Origin of the sequence: Kushneria pakistanensis (genome assembly GCF_014652795.1) — a bacterium.
Classification (GTDB): Bacteria; Pseudomonadota; Gammaproteobacteria; order Pseudomonadales; family Halomonadaceae; genus Kushneria; species Kushneria pakistanensis.
The window spans coordinates 769,730-790,922 of record NZ_BMZM01000001.1 but is presented as its reverse complement, the minus strand read 5'-3'; the positions used below and the strand labels follow the sequence as shown (position 1 = coordinate 790,922).

Genomic DNA, 21,193 nt, shown 5'->3' with positions numbered 1-21,193 from the left:
TGCCCACTGGTGCCGATAAGACCTTCCTGATCAACCATGGCGCAGGCCAGCAAGGCCTGCGCTGTCAAGGGAAGGGTACTGATGTCATTAAGGATCTGGGGCGTCGTCTGCCTTGCGGCCACGTTGAGCGGCTGTCTCAAAGTCAACACCTCCCAGGCCCCCATGGCCACGACCTGGGAGAGCAGTGACCAACAGCGCATGCAGGCTGCTCACCACTGGGACGTGCTCGCCCGCAACGAAGCGCGCAACATCATGGCCAATCAGCGTCTGCGCGGCAGGCCCCTGTATGTCTTTTCGCCCCAGCCGGCGACACCCTTCGCCCGTGGTTTCCATTCGCTGCTGGAAAGCCAGCTGGTACAGCAGGGCGCGCTTGTCAGCACGCAACCCGAAGGCTCCGTCCTCATCAGCCCTGCGGTTCAGGTCGTAAGGCACAGTGACCGCGGTTTTATTCGCCGCCCGCCGGGTACCCTGACCATGCTGGCTGCCGGTGTGGCATGGGCCTTTCAGCCGCTCAATCACTGGTCGGAGCCTGCTCTGGCGCTGATTCCGGGCGCCGCGGCGTTTGATGCCTTCAGCGGCAATATGACAGAGGTAGGCAACACGGAAGTCATCATTACGACCCGGGCGAGCGAGTTTGACACCCTGCTTTACTCGTCATCCAACATCTATTACGTCAATGCCGGTGACAGCAATCACTATGAAGCTCAGAACGGGCTGAGGGTCTCATCGCAATGGTAAGCAAACGATTGTCTCGACTGTACCTGTGCGCTGCCTTGTTGCTGTCGGTGCTGATCACGGGCTGTTCTGCCCTGCCAGGTAACCATACGGCGCCTGTGCAGCCTACGCTGCTCTCGCAGGTCGATACTGCCGCCGAACGGATGGTCAAGAACGCCCACGGCCGCCTCTCTACCCGCGACACCATTATTGCCACCACCTTCGTAGACGTGGATCAGCTCGGACGCTCTTCGACACTGGGACGCACACTGACCGAGGCGATGACCTCCAAACTGGTCGAAAATGGCCTCAACGTCATCGAAGTCAAGCTGCGCGACAGTCTTTATATCGAGGAGTACGCCGGCGAGATGATTCTGTCCCGCAATGTCCAGCGCCTGGGCAACAACTACAATGCCAGCGCCGTTTTGCTGGGCACCTATGCCGTGGCTCGTGGAGAGGTGATCGTCAATGCCCGACTCGTGCGGCTGGCCGATCAGCTGGTGCTGGGTGCTACCAGCTTCCGGGTGCCCATGGATGTGAATGTCCAGATGCTGCTGGCCTCACCCTATTGAAGAATCGTCAATTTCAACCCGATACACAAAAGGCCTGTTGCCACGATGGCAGCAGGCCTTTTTTTAACGCATTGAGCCGAACACTCAGGCGGTGGCGTTATCCGTCAGGGCCGTCAGCCCGTCCCGACGGCCGCTTGCCTCGTTGCACAGGTTGATCCCCGAAATTACGGCCTTGAGCGAGGCGCTGACGGTATCACTGTCCTCGGCGACCGCGCAGACACGCTGACCATCCACGTTGAGCTGCACAAAGGCAATGGCGTTGGCCTCACTGTCTTCACCCAGCGAGTGCTCGCTGTAATCAAGAATACCGACCTGCTGGCCGCTGTGACGCTGCCAGGCGTTCATGAATGCCGACATGGCGCCGTTGCCGCTGCCTTCCAGCGTCAGGCGCTCGCCGTCCTGCTCAAGCGTGATCGACAGTCCCTCTTCGCTGGCACGTGACAGGCGATAGTCCACCAGTGACAACGGCCCTTCCCGCATGAAGGTGGCAAACAGCAGTCGACGGATGGAGTCGCTTGAAAGCTCACCGCTGAGGCGCTCGCTTTCCTTTTGCACATGAGGCGCCAGCGCCAGCATCATCCAGCGCGGCAGGCTGATGCCGTAATCGCGCTCCAGCAAAAAGGCCATGCCACCCTTGCCCGACTGACTGTTGACGCGAATGACGGCCTGATAATCGCGACCGATATCGCGCGGGTCGATCGGCAGATACGCCACCTGCCAGGGCTCATCATCGCCCTGCTTTTTGAGCGACTTGCGAATAGCGTCCTGATGACTGCCCGAAAAGGCGGTATAAACCATCTCGCCCACCCAGGGGTGGCGCGGGTGCATGGTAATGCCGGTGCACTCGGTCACTACCTGAATGATTTCGTCCGGTCGCGACAGGTCCAGACCCGGGTCGATACCCTGGCTGTAAAGATTCATCGCCAGCGTGACGATATCCATGTTGCCGGTGCGCTCGCCGTTGCCCAGCAGCGTCCCTTCAACGCGCTCGGCGCCCGCCAGCAGCGCAAGCTCGGCGGCCGCCACGGCGCCGCCGCGGTCATTATGGGTATGCACCGAGATGATCACGCTGTCGCGTCGGCTGATGTTCTGACAGAAATATTCGATCTGGTCGGCATGATGATGAGGTCCTGCCACTTCTACCGTATTGGGCAGGTTCAGGATGCACTTGTTGTCCGGTGTAGGCTGCCAGACATCCATGACGGCCTCACAGATGGCCAGCGAAAAGTCGATCTCGGTGCTGGAAAAGCTTTCCGGAGAATACTGAAAGCGCCAGTTGACCTGGGGGTAGCGGTCGGCATGCTTTTTCACCCACTGTGCACCGCTGACTGCAATGTTGGTGATACCGTCACGGTCCATCTCGAACACGCGCTCGCGTTGAGTGGTCGAGGTGGAGTTATAAAGATGGATAATGGCGCGCTTGACGCCCACCAGGGCTTCAAACGTCTTTTCAATCAAATGTTCACGACACTGTACCAGCACCGCAATGGTCACATCCTCGGGGATCTGGTCTTCCTCGATCAGCCAGCGCACGAAGTCATAGTCGGGCTGACTGGCGGACGGAAACCCGACCATGACTTCCTTGATGCCGACCCGAATGATCTGCTTCCAGAAGCGCTTTTTCTGCGCCACGCTCATCGGCTCCAGTAGCGCCTGGTTGCCATCGCGAAGGTCTTCACTGACCCAGATTGGCGCGGATTCCAGATCACGATCCGGCCACTGGCGGTTAAAGGCAGGCACACGTGGCGCCGGGCTGTACTTGCGATGGTTGAAAGCAGTCATGTTGACCTCTGGTAAGCGCTGAAGGGATGTTTCATGCCTGAACAGGGACGTCATTGATGCCTGCTCTCGTGAAGCGGACCCATGCGCCGAATCGGCACTGCTTGTGGCAGTCAACAAAGTATAACGCTGCCCACTCGACAGGTCCTTGCGAATATCGTGGCAAACCACCCCGCTGACGCAATATAATGCCAACTTATGTTTAAAAATTGAAACAAGGTGCTAAAAAATGTCCGACAGGCAACTCAATATTGCGATTGATCGCTATGATCGGCATATTCTTGAAATACTGCAGACGGATGGCCGTATCAGCAACCAGGCACTGGCCGACCGCGTGGGCCTGTCACCGTCCCCCTGTCTGAGACGCGTGCGTGCCCTTGAGGAGAGCGGCCTGATTACTGGCTATCAGGCTCAGGTTGATGCTCGAAGGCTGGGGTATCGCCTGATGGCGCTGGTCCACATCTCCATGGATCGCCATACCCCCGAGCGCTTTGCCAATTTTGAACAGCGGGTTGCCGCCCTGCCCGAAGTCATCGAGTGTCTGATGATCACCGGCCAGGAAGTCGACTACCAGCTCAAGATTCGCGTTGAAGACATGGAAGACTACCAGCGCCTGCTGCTGGAGCACATTACCCCCATCGAAGGGGTGACCGGCGTGCACTCCAACTTTGTCCTGCGTCCGGTATTTGGTGATCGTGGCACCCCCATTCCGGAGGCCTGAGGGTCGCCGAACATCGCCTGCCACTATCCAGTGCTTCATTGGGCCGGAAATACTTAAACCAGGTTATCAAACTGCTTTTGCCGCCCGCCCGGGGCGTGGCTAACCTGAAGCAAGGCAGGCCTGACACCTGCCTGCCTTCATGCGCACATCGACGCTGCCCGGGACCGACAGATCTCCTCACGGTTCCGTCCTGCTGCACGCTTGATCACCTTCCTCAAGGATCGGGGACGCACGCCACAATGAAACAGACAACGGACTGTACGATTTCATACGATCAGAAGCGCCTGACCGGCCCCCGGGATGCGCCATTGATCGATTTCCTGACCGAACAGGGCATTGATCTGCCCCATGTCTGTTATCACCCCTCACTGGGGCCGCTTGAAACCTGTGACACCTGCTGGGTGGAGCACAATGGCGAACTGGTGCGAGGCTGTACCCTGAGAAGTGAGGAAGGCCTTGAACTCAGAAGCGACACCGACCGGGCCCGCGCTGCGCGCGAAGAAGGCATGGATCGGCTGTTGGGCAAGCACGAACTCTACTGCACGGTCTGTGAACACAATACCGGTGACTGCACGCTGCACAATACCGTCGCGGACATGGATATTCCCATCCAGCGCTACGCCTTCACCCGAAAACCCCACGACAAGGACACCTCCGGCCCCTTTTATACCTATGACCCCGACCAGTGCATTCTCTGCGGTCGCTGCGTCGAGGCCTGTCAGAACGTGGAAGTCAACGAGACACTCTCGATCGACTATTCGATGGAGCATCCGCGCGTGCTCTGGGATGGCGGCCGCGACATCGATGACTCCAGCTGCGTACACTGCGGCCACTGCGTCACCGTATGCCCCTGCAATGCGCTGCTGGAAAAGACCATGCAGCCCGATGCCGGCCCCCTGACAGCCATGCCGGAAAAACTCAAACGCCCGATGATCGACATGATCAAGACGGTCGAAGAGACCATCGGCGCCTCACCCATCACCGGTATTTCGATGATGGACATGGCCTGGCGCCAGCCCGAGATCAAGCGCACCAAGACAGTCTGCACCTACTGCGGCGTGGGCTGCTCGTTTGAAATGTGGACCCGCGACCGACACATTCTCAAGGTACAGCCGGTTGCTGACGCCCCTGCCAACGGCATCTCGACCTGCATCAAGGGCAGGTTTGCCTGGGATTTCGTCAACGACAAGCACCGTCTGACCATGCCGCTGATTCGCGAGAACGGTAAATTCCGCGAGGCCGGCTGGGATGAAGCGCTGGATCTGGTCGCCAGGCGCCTGCTGGAGATTCGCAAGACCCACGGACCGCAAAGCATCGGTTTTATCGGCTCCAGCAAGGCCAGTAATGAAGAGGCCTACCTGACCCAGAAGATCGCACGCGCCATCATTGGTACCAACAGCGTCGACAACTCCTCACGCTACTGTCAGAACCCCGCCACCAAGGGCCTCATGCGCACCGTGGGCTATGGTGGCGATGCCGGCACGATTGAAGATATTCAGAAAGCCGACGTGGTCGTGATCGTGGGCAGCAACACCGCCGAATGCCACCCGGTGATTGCCTCGAAAATCAAGGCAGCGCAAAAGCTGCACGGACAGAAGCTGATCGTATCGGACCCCCGCAAGCACGAAATGGCCGACCGTGCTGATATCTTCCTGCAGGGCCGCATCAGCACTGACCTGATCTGGGCCTCCGCGCTGTCGCGCTACATGTTCGATCATGATCTGGCGGATACCGAATTTCTCGAGCAGCACGTCAATCAGGTCGAGGAATATCGCCGCTCGCTTGCCCCCTTCACGCTGGAATATGCCGAGGAAATGACCGGCATTCCCCGCCAGCAACTCATTGATGCCGCCGAAATGATTGGCCGCGCCGAGCGTGTCTGCCTTCTTTGGGCGATGGGCATCACCCAGCACACACACGGCTCGGATACCAGTACGGCCCTCTCCAACCTGCTGCTGGTCACGGGCAACTACGGCAGGCCGGGCACCGGCGGCTATCCCATGCGTGGGCATAACAACGTACAGGGTGCGAGTGATTTCGGCTGTCTGCGCAATTTCTACCCGGGCTATGAACTGGTGACCGATGACGCTGCCCGCGAACGCTGGGCCAGGGGCTGGGGTGTCGACAAGGAGCAGCTTTCCGATCAGGTGGGGGAAGGCAACTTCAAGATGGTGCAATCGGCTGAAAGCAAAGATCTCAAGGCCATGTTCATCATTGGTGAAGAAACCGCCTTTGCAGACGCCGATGCCCATAACGTGCATGACGCCTTTACAAAACTCGATTTCATGGTGGTGCAGGACATCTTTTTAAGCCGCACTGCCGAATTTGCCGATGTCGTACTGCCCGCCTGCCCCAGCGTTGAAAAGGAAGGCACGTTCGTGAATACCGAGCGACGGATTCAGCGCTTTTATGAAGTCATGCCGCCGCTGGGTGACAGCCGCCCGGACTGGCGCATTCTGACCGACCTGGCCGCGCGCATGGGCCATGACTGGGGCTACACCCACCCCAGCGACATCATGGCCGAGTGCGCCAGCATTGCACCACTGTTTGCCGGCGTCAGCTACGAGCGCCTGGAAGGCTGGAACTCACAGCTCTGGCCGGTGAAGGCCGATGGCACCAGCACACCGCTGCTGTATACCGATGGCTTCAACTTCGAGGACAAGCGCGCGGTACTCTTCCCGCTGGAATGGCAGTCCCCGCAGGAAGCAGAGGATGACGAGTTTGACCTGATGCTCGATAACGGTCGGCTGCTGGAGCATTTCCAGGCTACCAACCAGACCGGGCGTGGCCCGCGCATCTGGAGTCAGGTGCCCAACTGGTTTGTTGAAGTCAGTCCGGAACTCGCAGGCAAGAGGGGTATTGAGGATGGCACCTGGGTGCGCCTTGTCTCGCGGCGTGGCGAGGTCGAAGAGATTCGCGCCGTGGTCACCGATCGCGTTCGCGGCAACAATCTGTTTCTGCCCATTCACCAGGGCAAGCCGGGCGTCAACGGCCTGACCGGTGAACATCATGATCCGGTGGTCGACACCCCGGCCTACAAGGAAACCGCGGTACGCCTTGAGGTGCTGCCCCGCGAGAAGGGTGCCCCACCGCTGCCGCACAACAACTTCCGCTACGGGCACCCCACACCCAATGAAGGGCCGGACCCTGCCGTCAAATGGGCGCGCAAGGACTATGTCGAGCCCCCTGAACACATTCAACATCCGGAGCAAATGTAATGGCCGAGCGTATCTCGCACGACGTCACACCGCCAAAGATCGGGCCGGATGCTCATGAAGAGCTTGAGCGGCTTTTGCAAACGCTGCATGAACATGGCGTGCTGCGCTTTGCCAATGATCTTGTGGCAGCCAATAACGACGTGGCAGAAGTGCTGATCAAGGGGTTGAACAAGGAAGGCTCGCTCAACGTCATCCAGAACCTGTCGGTGCTGGCGATGGTGCTGTCACGCATCGAGCCGGGCCAGTTCTACAAGGTGGCCTTTTCACTAAAGGATGCGGTGGAAGCCGCCGGCCGAAAACGTGAGCATACCAGTGAAGAAGAAGCCCCCGGCATGTCAGGGACCTGGAAACTCCTGCATGACGATGAGCTGTGGCGCGCCATTACGCCACTGATGGAAGCGCTCAAGGCCTTTGGCCGCGGCATGGATCAGGATATCGACAAGCCGGTATCCCACTTCACCGGCAAATCGACCAGCGCCTGACCCTTCAAAGGACAGCCCCTGAAAGCCTGGCCCGGCGCCCACTCGCGCGCCGGGCTGGCTTCCGGCACCTGTCATCCTTTCATGCAGCCCTTACCCGTTCGTTCTGATCATCTATCTGGCGCTGATCCCGGTCATTCTGCTCTACAACCGTTTCAGCTACCGGGTATCTCGAGGCAAGGTGCAAGAAGGCGAATAGCGCTTTATAAAGCAGGTCTCAGGGCTTAGTGTGTACCGCTTCGAGTACTGCTTGCGTGGCACTACCTGCGTTTGCCATCGACAACCTGCGTCCATTTTGACAGGAGAGACTGCATATGCCGTTACGCCGTATGTCGGCTTCAGGGATTCTGGCCCTGCTGACGACGCTATTTTCCCTTTACATGGTGCCCGCTGCCCAGGCGCAGCCCCAGCAGGTGCCCGATGCCGATATTCAACAGTTCAGGGACTGGGAAGTGCGCTGCCCGAAGGGCGGCGGCAATGACGCACGCTGCACCATGACGCAGCTGGTCAATAGCCCCAACAGCGACCGCCCGGTCATGCGAGCCGTGGTGGCCTACCCACCACAAAGCAGTGATCCGGTCATGGTCTTTTTGCTGCCGCTGGGCGTACGCCTTGCGCCGGGCCTGCAGCTACAGGTCGACAATGGCGAAGAGATTCCCTTCCCCTACCAGGTCTGCATGGAAGATGCCTGTCGCGCCGACCTGCCCCTGCAGGGCCAGCTGCTCAGCAAACTGCGTGGCGGCTCAAAGGCAACGCTGAGTCTCTTTGATCCCAACGGCCAGCGCCTGGATACCAATATTTCGCTGCTGGGCTTCACTGATGCCACGCGTGCCATCGCCCCCTGAGGCGTACAGGCAACCTGTTGTGATACCCGGCCAGGCCTGATGGTTGGCATCAAAAAAAACGGCGCCCCATCGGGCGCCGTTTTGCGTGGGGATCAGACCGGGCTCAGGCCAGCGCCTTTTCCACCACCTCATACACGTTACGCGAGAGCTTCTCGCCGCGAATGCGTTCAAGCTCGCCGCGCATCAGCTTTTGTCGCTGCTCGTCCAGGCGGTGATAGCGCGTCAGCGGCACGATCATGCGTGCGGCAATTTCCGGATTGAGCCGGTTGAGCTCGATCACCACATCCGCCAGCAGTCGGTATCCCTCGCCATCCAGACGGTGAAAATTGACCCGGTTCTGCTGGGTGAAGGCACCGATCAACGCGCGCACCCGGTTGGGATTTTTGATCGAAAAGGCCGGATGCTGCATCAGAAAGCGCACACGCTCCAGCGCATCCGCCTGCGGACGCGTCACCTGGGTGGCAAACCACTGATCCATCACCAGTGAATCATGGGCCCAGCGCTCGCCAAAGGCGCGAATGGCCGGATCCCCCAGATCGGCACGATCGGAATGCGCCAGCAGCGTCAGTGCTGCGCGCACGTCCGTCATGTTGTGATCGGCCTCATACTGGGCGCGGGCCATGTTGAGCGCCTCGGGCTCGCCGTTGGCGACCAGATAGGAGAGCGCCACGTTCTTCAGGCTGCGCGAGGCAATCTGTTCCGGCGTCGGAGCGTATGCATCGGTCTGCTGATTGGCGTGATAGACGCTTTCAAACTCGGCAAAAAGATTATCCGCCAGCTGCTCGATCGCCGCGCGTCTTGCACCATGAATGGCGTCGATATCGACCCGACTCTGCTGTTCGGCAATCCACGCCTCGCTGGGCAGGCGCAGCATTTCGGCCAGCACGGCCTTGTCATCCGTGGGCTCACGCAGCAGATGACGAAAGGCCTCGATCAGGCGCGCATCGAGCGCCATGAGTTCACCGCGCTGATGGGCCACCATCATCTCTTCGATCGCGATCAGCGCCAGACGCTGGGTGGCGTCCCAACGGTTGAAGCCATCCTCATCAAAGCGCATCAGGTGCGAGAGCTCATCGCGCGACCAGGGGTAATCAAGACGTACCGGCGCCGAGAAGCCGCGCAACAGCGACGGCACCGCGCCCTCATCGACGTTGTCGAACACCCAGCGCTGCTCGGCCTCGCGCAGGTGCAGCACAGTGTCCGTGCCCAGCGCTTCGCCGTTGATCACCAGTTCAATCGGCTGCCCTTCAGCGCTCAGAAGGCCCATTCGCACCGGTACATGCAACGGCTGCTTGTCCTCCTGCCCCAGCGTGGGTGGCGTCTGCTGGGTGACGGTCAGGGTCAGCTGGCGCTGTTCGTCGCTGTAGTCACTGCGTGCCGTGAGCTGCGGCGTGCCCGCCTGAGCGTACCAGCGCATGAACTGGGTCAGATCCTCACCGGATACCTCTGCCATCACATCGACAAAGTCCTCGACCCGCACCGCCTGACCGTCAAAGCGCTCAAAGTAGAGGTCGCTGCCACGACGGAACGTTTCCTCGCCCAGCAGGTTGCTGAGCATACGCACGATCTCGGCACCCTTTTCATAGATGGTCAGGGTGTAAAAGTTCGAGATCTCGATAAAGTGGTCAGGACGCACCGGATGTGCGGTAGGACCGGCATCCTCGGCAAACTGCAGCGTACGCATTAGCGCCGCATCCTCGATGCGCTTGACCGGCGCCGAATTGATGTCTGATGAGAAACTCTGATCGCGAAAGACAGTGAAGCCTTCCTTGAGTGCCAGCTGGAACCAGTCGCGGCAGGTGACGCGATTGCCCGACCAGTTGTGAAAATACTCGTGTGCAACGATCCCCTCGATGCGCTGGAAGGCAGCGTCCGTGGTGGTCTGCGGGTTGGCCAGTACCGCCGCACTATTGAAGATGTTGAGCCCCTTGTTTTCCATGGCGCCCATGTTGAAGTCATCCACGGCCACAATCATGAACAGATCCAGATCGTACTCGCGCCCGTAGGCCTGCTCATCCCACGTCATGGCGCGCTTGAGCGAGGCCATCGCCCAGTCGGTCTTTTCCAGATTCTGCGCCTCGACCCATAGTTCAAGCGCCACTTCACGCCCGCTCATGGTGGTAAAGCTGTCACGCACGCATTCAAGCGAGCCGGCCACCAGCGCAAAGAGATAGGAAGGCTTCGGGTGCGGGTCTTCCCAGGTGACGAAGTGACGGCCATTGGGCAACTCGCCGCGCTCGGTGGGATTGCCGTTGGAAAGCAGCACCGGCTGGCTTTGCTGGTCGCCAATGACCGTCGTGGTAAACACGGCCATCACATCGGGCCGATCGGGATACCAGGTAATGCGACGAAAACCTTCAGGCTCGCACTGGGTGCAAAATATCGGCCCCGAGACGTAAAGCCCTTCCAGCGCGGTGTTGTTTGAAGGATCGATGACCACTTCAGTATCCAGCACAAAGGCTGCCGGCACCCGATCGATCACCAGCTGTTCGTCTTCAATACGATATTCGCTTTCCAGCAGCGTCTGGCCATCGATGGCAATACGTTCGGTGGTGAGTCCGTGACCGTAAAGTGTCAGTGCCGACTGCGCGTCATGCTCTGGGTGGCGCTGCATGTGAAGGCGCGCCCTGACCCGTGTGGCAGCGGGATCAAGATCAAAGGTCAGCTCGGTTTTGTCCACGGTGTAGGCCGGGGGGCGGTAATCGCTTAAATAAATGGCTTGCGGCTCGGCCATGAAGGGCTCCTGAAATTGATCGATCGTGGCCTTAGTGTACGCCGCAAGTCATTAGCAGCTCAAAGCGCACGCTTACCACCAGGGGGGTTATGGTTTCTGACCCTGCGAGGGGGTGGCCCGGGTCACGATCCAGCTGCCGATCCCGATCAATAGCACGGTGACGCCAATGCGCACGGCCAGGGCAGGGATGGTCAGCCAGATCACCACAACACTGAAGATCAGGGTAGCCACTGCCAGCACCTTGGCGCGCGGTGAAATGGCACGCTCGTGCTCCCAGTCTTGTATGGCGGGACCCGCCAGCCGGTGCTGTCGAATCCAGCGGGCAAATCGCGGAGAACCTTTCGAGGCCAGTGCCACGGCAGCCAGCATGAAGGGTGTGGTCGGTAACAGAGGAACGATGACGCCTATTGCCCCCAGCACGAAGCAGAGCCCGGCAAGGCCCATCCAGATGTAGCGCATGGCGCCTCTCCCGAGTGTCTTTTCCGGTCAGCAGAGTGGCGGCAGCCATGCGCTCCGGGGTGATACGACGCCTGTCGATGGTCATGAAGGCGTATGGAGCACCCGAACGATCATTCGTTTGAGGTGCGGGCCTTGCCGGACGGTAACGGCCGCGTGGCCACGAAGGTGCCCACAATGATTAACACCATCAATAGCGCCCAGAAAATCCAGTTGAATCCGGTATGCACCCAGATCACCCAGGCACTGAAAAACATCATGCCGATCGAGATGATCTTGGCAGGCAAGGGAATGGCGCGCTCCTCTTCCCAGGCCCGAATCAACGGCCCTGCGAAGCGGTTGCGCCGAATCCAGCGCTCGAAGCGTTTTGAACCCTTTGAGGCGCAGATGACCGCCAGCAGCATGAAATCGGTCGCCGGCAGCAGGGGCAGGAAAATACCCACGATTCCGATTCCGAAACAAAGCGCTGCCAGTACGATCCAGAAGGCACGCTTGACCGGAGAGCGCACGCGATCATCCGTGGCAGGATCCGGAGGAAGACTCGACATGCCACACTCCCGCGAAAACGTGAACTGCCGATCATAGCGCCCGAGACGCCTGCCACCAACCCTGAGCGACAGGCCTTCAGGCCGATGAACGACTATGGCGCCGTGCTGGCACTCTCCCCCAGCGAACGAATCATTTTCCAGGCCGCACAGCCATCGTGATAATAATCTTCCATCCAGTGCAGCACCTCATAACCCATGCGCCGATACAGCGATATGGCCGAACGATTATCGGCCCGCACCTCCAGATAGATGCTGTCGCAGCCGCGCGCCAGGGCCACGGCCTCCAGCGCCAGCAATAGCCGCTGGCCCAGCCCCTGCCCGCGCACCTCGGGATGCAGGCAAAAGGAGTAAAGGCGTGCCTTTTTCTCGTTGCGACGAAACAATAGCGTGCCGTATCCCATCAGGGCACCGTCATCATCCACGACCAGCCGCGTCTGTGCGTTGGCCTTCGTGACCAGATACTTCAGCTGCGAAGGGCTGAAACTGTCTTCATCGTCACCGAAACAGGTGCGCTCCAGGGCGTTGAGTGCTGCTGCATCCCCACCCTGTGCTGCACGCAGCGTGAAAGCCATGCGATCTTCTCCAGGTCAGGATAAAAAAGGCCGCAATCCTATCATTTCCTTGCGCCCGGGACTCTGCCATGTAGTGCATCCACCGCAGGAAACCCGTGCAGTGACTACACTTGGAACGCATTTTCCCTCTTGTGAACCCGTTCGGTATTACCTGCATGACTCACACCGTTTTGATCATTGCCGTTTGCATCTCCTGTCTGTGGCTCATCAATGGCCTGATGATCCAGAAAATTCGCCAGTGGTATGCCACGGAAGTCCAGTTTGCCCTGCTGGGCGGCGTCATGGTGGGTCCTGTCACCCACCTGGTGACGATCGACTCGCTGGGCGATGTCACCACGCTCATGGAGTGGGCCTGCCGGATCACGATGGCCATGGCCCTGAGTTCGGCGGCCCTGCAGATGGAGCGGCGCTTTCTTGAAACCTACTGGCGAGCGCTTGTCGTCATTGTGATCGGTGGCATGGTGTTGATGGCCACGTTCACCACCGTACTGATCCAGATCACCATGGCCACAGGCTGGGCGCTGGCCTTTCTGCTGGGCTGGATACTCACCCCCACCGACCCGGTCGTGACAGCAACCGTCGTACAGGGCAATCAGGCCCAAAAGCTGATTCCCGCACCCATGCGTCACGCCATTACCTACGAATCCGGCATCAACGATGGCCTGGCCTCACCCATGGTCATGCTGGCGATGGCGCTCTGGCTGAGCCTGACCCAGGGCGCGCCGCTGGAAAGCATGCACTGGCTCTTGATGACGGTCGGGTATGAAAACGTGCTGTGTGCGGTCCTGTCGTATGCGCTCGGGCTTCTCGCCGGGCGGGCACTGCAAAAGGCTCACAGCGCCGGCTGGATGTCGCAGAGTACCCTGCTGCCTTTTTCGCTGGCCTTTACCCTGCTGCTGCTCTTCGCCCTGCATATGGCCGGCATGAACGCCATTATCGGTGTCTTCATCGGTAATCTGGGCCTGTCTCATACGGTGACCGAAAATGAGGATCTGAAGCAGGAGGAGATGCAGTCTACCCTTGAGCGTCTTTTCACCATTCCGGTGTTTTTCCTGCTGGGGATCGTCCTGCCCTGGCAGGGGTGGCTATCGCTGGGCTGGCTGGCACTGCTGGCCGCCGTTTTGATCGTGTTTTTGCGGCGCCTGCCGGCCCTGCTGCTGCTGTCACCGTTGCTGGGGCCACTCAAGGGCATCAGGACTGCAGCATGGCTGGGATGGATCGGCCCACTGGGCGTGGCGGCCCTGCTGTATGCCCTGGAGGTGCGCGATAAGGCCGATCTCGACATGGCCTGGCCGTTCGTCACGCTGGTCGTGGTGGCCTCGGTGGTAATCCATGGCAGCTCCAGTATCGTGTCGGCCCGGGCCTATGCGCGCCATCAGGATGACGACAGCCGTTCATGAACACTCGGCGCTATTCCACGATGCCCGATGGCGTCCTATGATGCGCATATTTCCCCTCGGGCTGCGGAGCGCGCCATGTCACGTTTGCGTATTGTTGTGGATCACCCCAGCGACTGGCGCCCCTACTATCCCAGCGATGATCTTGTCAGCGCCGATGACTTTCTGGCGCTGGAAGAAAATGCCGATCAGGATCGGGCGACCCATGTCATCAATCTGTGCAGCGGCCTCGATTACCTGGAAACCGGCTACTACGTCTCGCTGCTGGCCCAGGCGCGCGGCCAGCGTGTACAGCCGGATGTGGAAACACTCAATCAGCTCAAGCGCAAGGCACTGATCGATCTGCAGCTTGATGGCCTCAACGACATGATGGCCGAGCTTGACCGACGCGGCGCTCTGCAGGGTGAGCGCCTTGATCTGCGGCTTTTCTTTGGTGATACCGGCAGCGAGGCGCTGGCGAAACTCGGGCGCCGACTCTTTTCCCACCTGCCCTGTCCGATCATGGAAGCGCGCTTCACCAGACGCCACGGCGACTGGCGGCTGGCGCGCCTGAAAGCGCTCTCACTCAGGGATATCGCCCCGGAGGAAGAAGATCGTTTTGCGCGTGCCCTTAACGGTCATTCCCGTCAGGTATGGCGCACGCCGGCAGCCAAACGACGCTATCGCTTTGATCTGGCCATTCTGGTCGACCCCGCAGAGGCGATGCCACCGAGCAACAAGAGTGCGATCAAGCAGTTCATCCGTGCCGGCCGTTCAATGGGCATCGACGTCAGTCTGATCACCCGACGCGATGAAGGCAGGCTGGCCGAATTCGATGCCCTGTTCATTCGTGAAACCACCCAGCTTGATCACCATACCTGGCGTATGGCGCGTCGCGCCGAGCACGAGGGGCTGGTGGTTATTGATGACCCTCAATCGATTCTGCGCTGCACCAACAAGGTCTATCTGCATGCCTTGTTGCGCGCCAGGGGGATCCCGGCGCCCGAAGGGCATTTGCTGAACCGGGGCGATCTTGATCGACTGGATTCACTGGCCGACACCCTTACCTTCCCGCAGGTATTGAAAATTCCCGATGGCGCCTTTTCACGCGGGGTGGTCAAGATCAGTTCCAAAGCGCAGTTGATCGAAGAAGCAAGACGGCTGTTCGAGGATTCGGCGCTTTTGCTGTTACAGGAGTGGATGCCCACCGAGTATGACTGGCGCATCGGCATTCTGGATGGCCAGGTGCTGTTTGCCAGCCGCTACTACATGGCCCGCGGCCACTGGCAGATCTATGACCATAGCGGCGGACGGGTGCGCAGCGGCGGGTTTGAAACAATGGATCCAGCGAAGGCGCCCGAGAAGGTGATCAGGACGGCGCTCAAGGCAACACGCCTGATCGGCAATGGGCTTTATGGGGTGGATCTCAAGCAAAGCGGTGAGCGAGTGGTGGTCATCGAGGTCAACGACAATCCCAATCTGGATGTGGGCGTGGAAGACGTCGTGCTGGGGCCCGAGCTTTATCGGCGCGTCATGGCCTGGTTTCTGGCGCAGATGGAACGCAAACGCCAGCCCAGACAAACGAGTACGCGCCAGCCCCCAGCGTCATGAGTGCGCCGAAAGCGTCACGCTGACCTGATAGCCTGCGTATTTGCGCAGGTTGATCACACCGCTGTCCAGGATCAGGTACTGGCCCTTGAGGCCCATCAGACGCCCTTCAACCTTCGCAGTGCGATCCAGATTGAAGGCGCTGACCCGGGTGGGCCAGGCCAGCACCGGGTAGTCAAAGCGGGCGACCCTTTGCTCGGCATGCGCCTGAATGTTGTCCTCGCCAAACTCTGCCCTGAGGGCGGCAAGCCCTGGAGCCAGCCGCGTCATCAACTCATCGCGCAGCTCGATGAGATCGACATCAGACGTTTCCCCCTTGAGCATGCGCTGCCAGTGGGTACGATCGCTGATTTCACTGCGAAACAGCGCCTCCACCATGCCGGATTGGCGACGCGACGCCACCGACAGGATCGGCAGCGCCTGAACGGCACCCTGATCCAGCCAGCGCGTGGGCATCTGCGAGGGTTTGGTAATGCCGACCTTGGCCCCGGAGCTGCTGGCCAGATACACCACGTGAGGCGCAAAGCAGTGGCGTTCACCCCACTCGGGCTCGCGGCAGGTGCCCTGAAAATAGTGACAGCGCTCGGGCGCCATCATGCAGGTATCGCAGCGCGCCAGGCGTCGAAAGCAGGCGTAGCAGTGCCCCTGACCAAAGCTCTTGCGCGTCAGACGCTGACAGTGAACACAGTGGATGCTGCCGGCAAACTGCAGTGCAATGTTGTGGCCCAGCCAGGCGTTGAGCGGTTCGCTGTGCTCCCCGATACGCAGATGATAGTGCGCGTTGCCCGAGGCATCTGCCGTAATGGCCATTCGGGAAAGGCCCCCGGCGCGCATCAATGTCGCTTCGGGGGCCCTTTCCATACACCAGAGCTGCTCGAGGTCTAGTTGACCCATTTGATGGTGTCGCCGCTGGCCTCGCCATGCTGGTCACTGCCGCAGCCGTGCCGGTCGATGTGCCCGGTGCGCTGCTCGGGCGCAACGTTATGCCTTGCCTCAAAACGCAGTATCGCCTCAAGGCACAGCTCGCGCTGCTCAGCGCTCAACGCCCGACCATCGGGCCACTTCCCCAACTCAACGCCCCGCTTGAGACCTTCATACATCTGCGGGGTCAACTGTTCGATCATGCGTTCAAAGTTCATATCGCTCATGGTTTACCTGTCGATATCCTCGTGTCTGTCTTCAGCCACTGTTTGATGCGGATGAAAGCGAGACCCCAGCAGTCCGGCTGCCAGCCCCAACAGCAGCCCGCCCAGATGTGCCTCGTTGGCGACGTTGCCAAAGCCAAGCCAGCCGGCTGCCGGCGTCATGCACAGCACCAGCCAGCCCACCATGAACACCATCAGCATAGTGGGAAACTGAAAACCGCTGTCCGGCACCAGCCGTGAGTAGAGCCAGACAAAGCCGACCAGTGCATAAACCACGCCGGACATACCGCCAAACAGCACCGTGCCGGTGGCGTACTGGGCCAGATTGGAGACCAGCATGGCCGATATCAGAAGTGCCAACAGCCGCCAGCGCCCCTGCAACGCTTCAACCTGACGGCCAAAATACCAGAGCCAGAGCAGGTTGAAGACCAGATGCATCAGGCTGAAATGCAAAAAGGCCGGCGAGAACAGACGCCAGATTTCCGCCTGCGACAGCGCATACCCAAGCGTTGCGGCATAAAGCTGCTGCCCTTCAATGGCAATGGGAGCAATGGCCAGCGCCGTGAGCGCCTGAATATCGTCGACGCCCTGCCAGGCAAAAACCGCCAGGCACATGACAATGATCAGGGTGGTCACCGGTGCCGCACGCAGGGCGCCCCATGGCGATCCTGCACGCACTACCGGCGTTTGAGACTCATCCAGCACCATGGACTCCCCCTGGCGCCACTGCTCGACAAGTTCATGCGCCCGGTCGAGCTGGACATCCTCGATCAACCAGAGCACCTGTCCTTCATGGTCGCGCGAGTAATGATGACCGATACGATGTTTCCAGAGTGCGTGACGCAGCCCATCGATATCGGCATCAAGAGGAAAACGCAGCGCCTGAGGCATGCTGACTCCATTTGAGGCTGGGACCTGCCAGCCGGTCATGCTCATGGGATCGGGTGTTGAATACGCCACAAAAAAAGAAGTCCGGCGGAGAGGGTCCGCCGGACAAGAGCAAGGGATCATTCAAGGGAACACTTACTCTGACGACAGCGTGACGCAAAAGTTCCGGACGCATTCAAAAAAACCCGAATTTTATTTCATGATCGCTTTCGTACCTTCACCAACTAGGCGCGGACCCAGCAAAAACGCTCGGCATCAAGCGTTGCTTCTCCATCAAAGCGATAGGCGACCAGCCGCCCCCCTCTGACAGCACTATAATCAAGACAGGCAATATTGGCAGCCGGCAGACTCGGGATCCCCTCACACCAGTAGTGACCTACAAAAAGCGGTCGCTGTGACAGTGGATAATGTACCAGTTTGCGCCGCTCGTCGTCGCGAAGCGGGTAATCTTCGAGCTCGGGAGGCAACGGGTCGGGCTGGAAGACTACATCACCGTGGGTCTGCGGCGAGCGCGCCCAGAAATGGGTACGAAACACGCTGCGTCTGGCGCCATCGAGTGAGCGGATGACCTTCCCATGAGGAAGACGCAACTGTGTACCACGCGTGGTGCGATCCAGCACACGATGCTCCGGACTGCCCTGCACCTCGGCAGCCGCCAGGAATGCCCGATCGATCCGGCCATCCGGACGATCCGCCAGAAAGGGGCGCAGCAGCGACTCGTCCCAGCAGGCATGCGCCACGCGAAAATGCTCGAACTCAAGACATAGCGGCATCTCGAGAAACCACTCAAGATACGATGCCCAAAGCGCCGGCGCCCGCTCGAACTGGGCCAGCGTTTCATGCATCACCCGTTCACTGCGCCCGCCAGCGCGCGGCATGGTAAAGCTGCGCCCCCCTTGCCCCAGGCACTGCTTCAGGGCATGCGCCTCATGATTGCCCATGACCACCAGTGCGGTGCCCGCCTCCACCATGCGCCGCACGATCTCAAGCGCCTTTTGAACATGAGGGCCGCGATCGATCAGATCCCCCAGAAATATGGCGCGTCGGGTTGCGTGAGCGTACACCCCGGCACGCGACTCATACCCCATTTTTTCAAGCAGGCATTCGAGCATGTCACCGCAGCCATGCACATCACCGATCAGATCGAAGCCTTCCCCATCATTGCGGGATGCCCTTGAGACAGGCGCTGCATTAACCGACAAGGCCACTGCTCCAGCCCAGCTTGCTGCGGCAAGCCTCGAAATAGCTGTACCCGGGGGGGTGGAGCAGCTTCAACTGCTCGGGCTTGCGTCGAATGGAGATCATGTCGCCAGGCTGTACGACCACCTTCATCTGCCCGTCACAGCTGACCTGCAGCTCGGCATCATGGCTGTCCACCACTTCCAGCAGGATATCGCTGGCGGCATCGACCACAATGGGTCGACTCGACAGGGTATGAGGGAACATTGGCACCAGCACAATGGCTTCCAGCCGCGGGTGCAGGATGGGGCCACCCCCGGAGAGCGCATAGGCGGTGGAGCCAGTGGGGGTCGCCACGATCAGCCCATCAGAGCGCTGACGGTAGACAAACTGCTGATCGATATAAAGTTCAAACTCGATCATGCGCACGGCAGCGGCCGGATGCAGCACGACATCATTGAGGCTGGAGGCCGTCCCGATGACGACGCCATCGCGACTGACCTCGGTATCGAGCAGAAAGCGCCGTTCCACCTCGTAGTGCCCGTTGAGTACCTCATCGATACGATGCTCAACCTCATCGGGCGTAATGTCGGTCAAAAATCCCAGCCGGCCGCGATTGACACCCAGTACCGGCGTATTGAAGCGACACAGCATGCGTCCGGCGCCCAGCAGGCTGCCGTCACCGCCCACCACAATGGCCAGATCACACTGTCGACCGATTTCCTCAAGCGTAATCCCCAGGCCCTGTCGGATGGAACAGGTTCTGGCCGTTTCGGCCTCGAGATGCACCTCAAGGCCGCGCGATTCCAGAAACACCGTCAGACGCTCAAGTGTTTCAACGACCTTGTCACTGTCAGGTCGCCCCACCAACCCTACCCGGTTGAACTGTGTCATGCCGTGTCCAGACTGTTTCATCGAGCCGGCATTATGCGTTCAGCCATGCAGGGGGGTAAACCACGCCATCAGGAAAATTGGGCTGACGCGTCCGAGCGATGTATCAAACGCCGGCGCCACCACTCACTGCCCAGAAGGGCCAGCAGCATGACAGTCCCCCCCAGGGCAATGCGTGACAGATCCGCCTCGCGATTCCAGATCAACAGATTCACCAGAAGCCCTGTGGGAATCAAAAGATTGTTCATGACAGCAAGCGTTCCGGCGTCGACGCGTCGCGCGCCCTGGTTCCAGAAAAAGTAGCCCGCCCCCGAGGCCACCATGCCCAGCCACGCCAGCACCCCCCACTGCACCGACGTGGTAGGCAGGCGCGTGGCATCACCCAGCCACCACCAGGCGGGCACAGCCACCAGCAGCGCGCCGATGTAGAACCAACCAAAGACGTTAAGAGCCGGAAACGTGCCTTCCAAGCCGCGCATGAGGTGCCTGTAGCCCACCTGCCCAATGGCAAAGCACAGATTGGCGCCCTGCACCATGAGAAAACCGGTCCAGAAAGCCTCGCCGACCGCCTGATAACGAATCAGTGCCGCCCCTACCACGGCAAGCAGCGCCATCGCCAGTTGAAAGAGATCCAGCCGTCGACACATGAGGTTATCCAGCAGCGCAATATAGATCGGCGTAAAAATGGTAAAGAGCAAAATCTCGGGCACGCTGAGCAGTACAAAGGACTGGTAGTAGCACACATACATCAGCCCAAGCTGTATGGCACCCACGCCCATCAATCCAAGCGTTCGGCGTCGATCCAGAAGCCGCGGACGAAGCCAGGGCAGAAATACCAGGCAGGCAAGCGAAACGCGCGTTAATACGGCAAAATAGCTGTCAACCTGACCGGCCAGATAGACACCGATCAGACTGAACGAGAAGGACCACAAGAGTGTGACCCCGAGTAGATAGCCCATATGCTTTGTCAACCAGATAGATTTTTAAGGTTAACAACAATTATACGCCTGACCGAGTGCCTCAAGGCAACCCGGCAACTCACCTTTACCGCCACCCCCGGCCCCCGGTCCTCCAGCGACTGGGCAGGCCAGGGCAATGGAGAAGTCCTTGTCAGCGATGACTACCCCGTTCTTCGATTTCATGAACAGGGCCACTTTACCCATGCCAATGGTCGCAGGATGGCCTTCAACAACGTTTATCGTTTTGAAGTGATGGAAGATCGCGTTGAGCTTTATCACGAGCGCCGGGGGCCCGAGGATGCCGTCTTTCTGTTTCCCCTGATTGTCGTGGAAGAACATCGCCTCAAGAGCCTGTCTCCTCACCTGTGCGTGAGGGATCTTTATAGTGGCGAACTGATCATGAAAGACGATGGGTTTGATCTGACCTGGACCGTTAACGGGCCACGCAAGCAGGAACACATTCACTACTGCTATCGGTAAGCACACTGGCATTTTAGTCAACGCTTCAT

Annotated in this window: 20 protein-coding genes; 9 read left to right on the top strand and 11 right to left on the bottom strand. The window is 59.7% G+C overall.

All coding sequences use genetic code 11. From position 1 onward, the window contains the following. The first annotated feature begins 81 nt into the window (after nt 1-81). A complete protein-coding gene (locus tag IE123_RS03540) occupies nt 82-738 on the top strand; it encodes a hypothetical protein (protein ID WP_189515137.1) in 657 nt (218 codons plus the stop codon). An 8-nt stretch (nt 739-746) separates the two neighbouring features. Next, nucleotides 747-1,286: a FlgO family outer membrane protein gene (locus IE123_RS03535; protein WP_229819565.1), complete on the top strand. Its 540-nt coding sequence runs from the start codon at nt 747-749 to the stop codon at nt 1,284-1,286. Between the two features lie 84 nt (nt 1,287-1,370). Here IE123_RS03535 and IE123_RS03530 read toward each other — a convergent pair whose 3' ends face one another. Continuing rightward, the gene (locus IE123_RS03530) at nt 1,371-3,068 is read right to left on the bottom strand and encodes a 2-isopropylmalate synthase (RefSeq protein WP_189515133.1); all 1,698 of its coding nucleotides are present in this window, start codon (nt 3,066-3,068) and stop codon (nt 1,371-1,373) included. Between the two features lie 226 nt (nt 3,069-3,294). Between IE123_RS03530 and IE123_RS03525 the strand changes: the two genes are divergently transcribed. The 4 genes from IE123_RS03525 to IE123_RS03510 all read left to right on the top strand — a co-directional run bounded on the left by IE123_RS03525 (nt 3,295) and on the right by IE123_RS03510 (nt 8,328). Then, complete coding sequence (locus IE123_RS03525; protein ID WP_189515131.1) at nt 3,295-3,786, top strand: Lrp/AsnC family transcriptional regulator; 492 nt, start codon at nt 3,295-3,297, stop codon at nt 3,784-3,786. Between the two features lie 239 nt (nt 3,787-4,025). Beyond that, nucleotides 4,026-7,004, top strand: a complete 2,979-nt coding sequence (gene fdhF, locus IE123_RS03520; protein ID WP_189515129.1) for a formate dehydrogenase subunit alpha — start codon at nt 4,026-4,028, stop codon at nt 7,002-7,004. Further along, nucleotides 7,004-7,486 (top strand): helical membrane plugin domain-containing protein, encoded by a 483-nt coding sequence (locus tag IE123_RS03515; RefSeq protein WP_189515127.1) that lies wholly within the window; start codon nt 7,004-7,006, stop codon nt 7,484-7,486. Before fdhF ends, IE123_RS03515 begins: the two co-directional genes overlap by 1 nt. A 311-nt stretch (nt 7,487-7,797) precedes the next feature. Next, the gene (locus IE123_RS03510; protein WP_229819564.1) at nt 7,798-8,328 is read left to right on the top strand and encodes an invasion associated locus B family protein; all 531 of its coding nucleotides are present in this window, start codon (nt 7,798-7,800) and stop codon (nt 8,326-8,328) included. Nucleotides 8,329-8,431: 103 nt separating this feature from the next. Here the strand turns inward: IE123_RS03510 and pepN are convergent, their stop codons facing one another. From pepN to IE123_RS03490, 4 genes are all read right to left on the bottom strand, one after another. Beyond that, the gene (pepN, locus tag IE123_RS03505) at nt 8,432-11,062 is read right to left on the bottom strand and encodes an aminopeptidase N (protein WP_189515125.1); all 2,631 of its coding nucleotides are present in this window, start codon (nt 11,060-11,062) and stop codon (nt 8,432-8,434) included. Between the two features lie 87 nt (nt 11,063-11,149). Then, the gene (locus tag IE123_RS03500) at nt 11,150-11,521 is read right to left on the bottom strand and encodes a YbaN family protein (protein WP_189515123.1); all 372 of its coding nucleotides are present in this window, start codon (nt 11,519-11,521) and stop codon (nt 11,150-11,152) included. 110 nt (nt 11,522-11,631) lie between these two features. Further along, nucleotides 11,632-12,066 (bottom strand): YbaN family protein, encoded by a 435-nt coding sequence (locus IE123_RS03495; protein ID WP_189515121.1) that lies wholly within the window; start codon nt 12,064-12,066, stop codon nt 11,632-11,634. Nucleotides 12,067-12,158: 92 nt separating this feature from the next. Continuing rightward, nucleotides 12,159-12,638, bottom strand: coding sequence for a GNAT family N-acetyltransferase (locus IE123_RS03490; RefSeq protein ID WP_189515119.1), 480 nt, complete (start codon nt 12,636-12,638; stop codon nt 12,159-12,161). A gap of 155 nt (nt 12,639-12,793) precedes the next feature. Here IE123_RS03490 and IE123_RS03485 point away from each other — a divergent pair, with 155 nt between their 5' ends. After that, nucleotides 12,794-14,038 (top strand): cation:proton antiporter domain-containing protein, encoded by a 1,245-nt coding sequence (locus IE123_RS03485; RefSeq protein WP_189515117.1) that lies wholly within the window; start codon nt 12,794-12,796, stop codon nt 14,036-14,038. 75 nt (nt 14,039-14,113) lie between these two features. Then, nucleotides 14,114-15,625 carry a RimK family ATP-grasp domain-containing protein gene (locus tag IE123_RS03480; RefSeq protein WP_189515115.1) on the top strand — a complete coding sequence of 504 codons (1,512 nt, stop codon included), beginning with the start codon at nt 14,114-14,116 and terminating at the stop codon, nt 15,623-15,625. Here IE123_RS03480 and IE123_RS03475 read toward each other — a convergent pair. From IE123_RS03475 to IE123_RS03450, 6 genes are all read right to left on the bottom strand, one after another. After that, nucleotides 15,620-16,516 (bottom strand): DUF2797 domain-containing protein, encoded by an 897-nt coding sequence (locus tag IE123_RS03475; protein ID WP_229819563.1) that lies wholly within the window; start codon nt 16,514-16,516, stop codon nt 15,620-15,622. The two genes, IE123_RS03480 and IE123_RS03475, sit on opposite strands and share 6 nt — an antisense overlap. Then, on the bottom strand, nt 16,504-16,770 hold the full coding sequence (locus IE123_RS03470; RefSeq protein WP_189515113.1) for a YeaC family protein: 267 nt from the start codon (nt 16,768-16,770) through the stop codon (nt 16,504-16,506). Before IE123_RS03470 ends, IE123_RS03475 begins: the two co-directional genes overlap by 13 nt. A gap of 3 nt (nt 16,771-16,773) precedes the next feature. Continuing rightward, nucleotides 16,774-17,658, bottom strand: coding sequence for a rhomboid family intramembrane serine protease (locus tag IE123_RS03465; RefSeq protein WP_189515111.1), 885 nt, complete (start codon nt 17,656-17,658; stop codon nt 16,774-16,776). Nucleotides 17,659-17,879: 221 nt separating this feature from the next. Beyond that, nucleotides 17,880-18,857 carry a metallophosphoesterase gene (locus IE123_RS03460; protein ID WP_308430182.1) on the bottom strand — a complete coding sequence of 326 codons (978 nt, stop codon included), beginning with the start codon at nt 18,855-18,857 and terminating at the stop codon, nt 17,880-17,882. Continuing rightward, on the bottom strand, nt 18,847-19,728 hold the full coding sequence (locus IE123_RS03455; protein ID WP_189515109.1) for an NAD(+) kinase: 882 nt from the start codon (nt 19,726-19,728) through the stop codon (nt 18,847-18,849). Before IE123_RS03455 ends, IE123_RS03460 begins: the two co-directional genes overlap by 11 nt. A 68-nt stretch (nt 19,729-19,796) precedes the next feature. After that, nucleotides 19,797-20,684, bottom strand: coding sequence for a carboxylate/amino acid/amine transporter (locus tag IE123_RS03450; RefSeq protein WP_189515107.1), 888 nt, complete (start codon nt 20,682-20,684; stop codon nt 19,797-19,799). On the opposite strand from IE123_RS03450, the gene IE123_RS03445 reads away from it, so the two are divergent. Then, nucleotides 20,685-21,164, top strand: a complete 480-nt coding sequence (locus tag IE123_RS03445; protein ID WP_189515105.1) for a DUF6314 family protein — start codon at nt 20,685-20,687, stop codon at nt 21,162-21,164. Nucleotides 21,165-21,193: the final 29 nt, after the last annotated feature.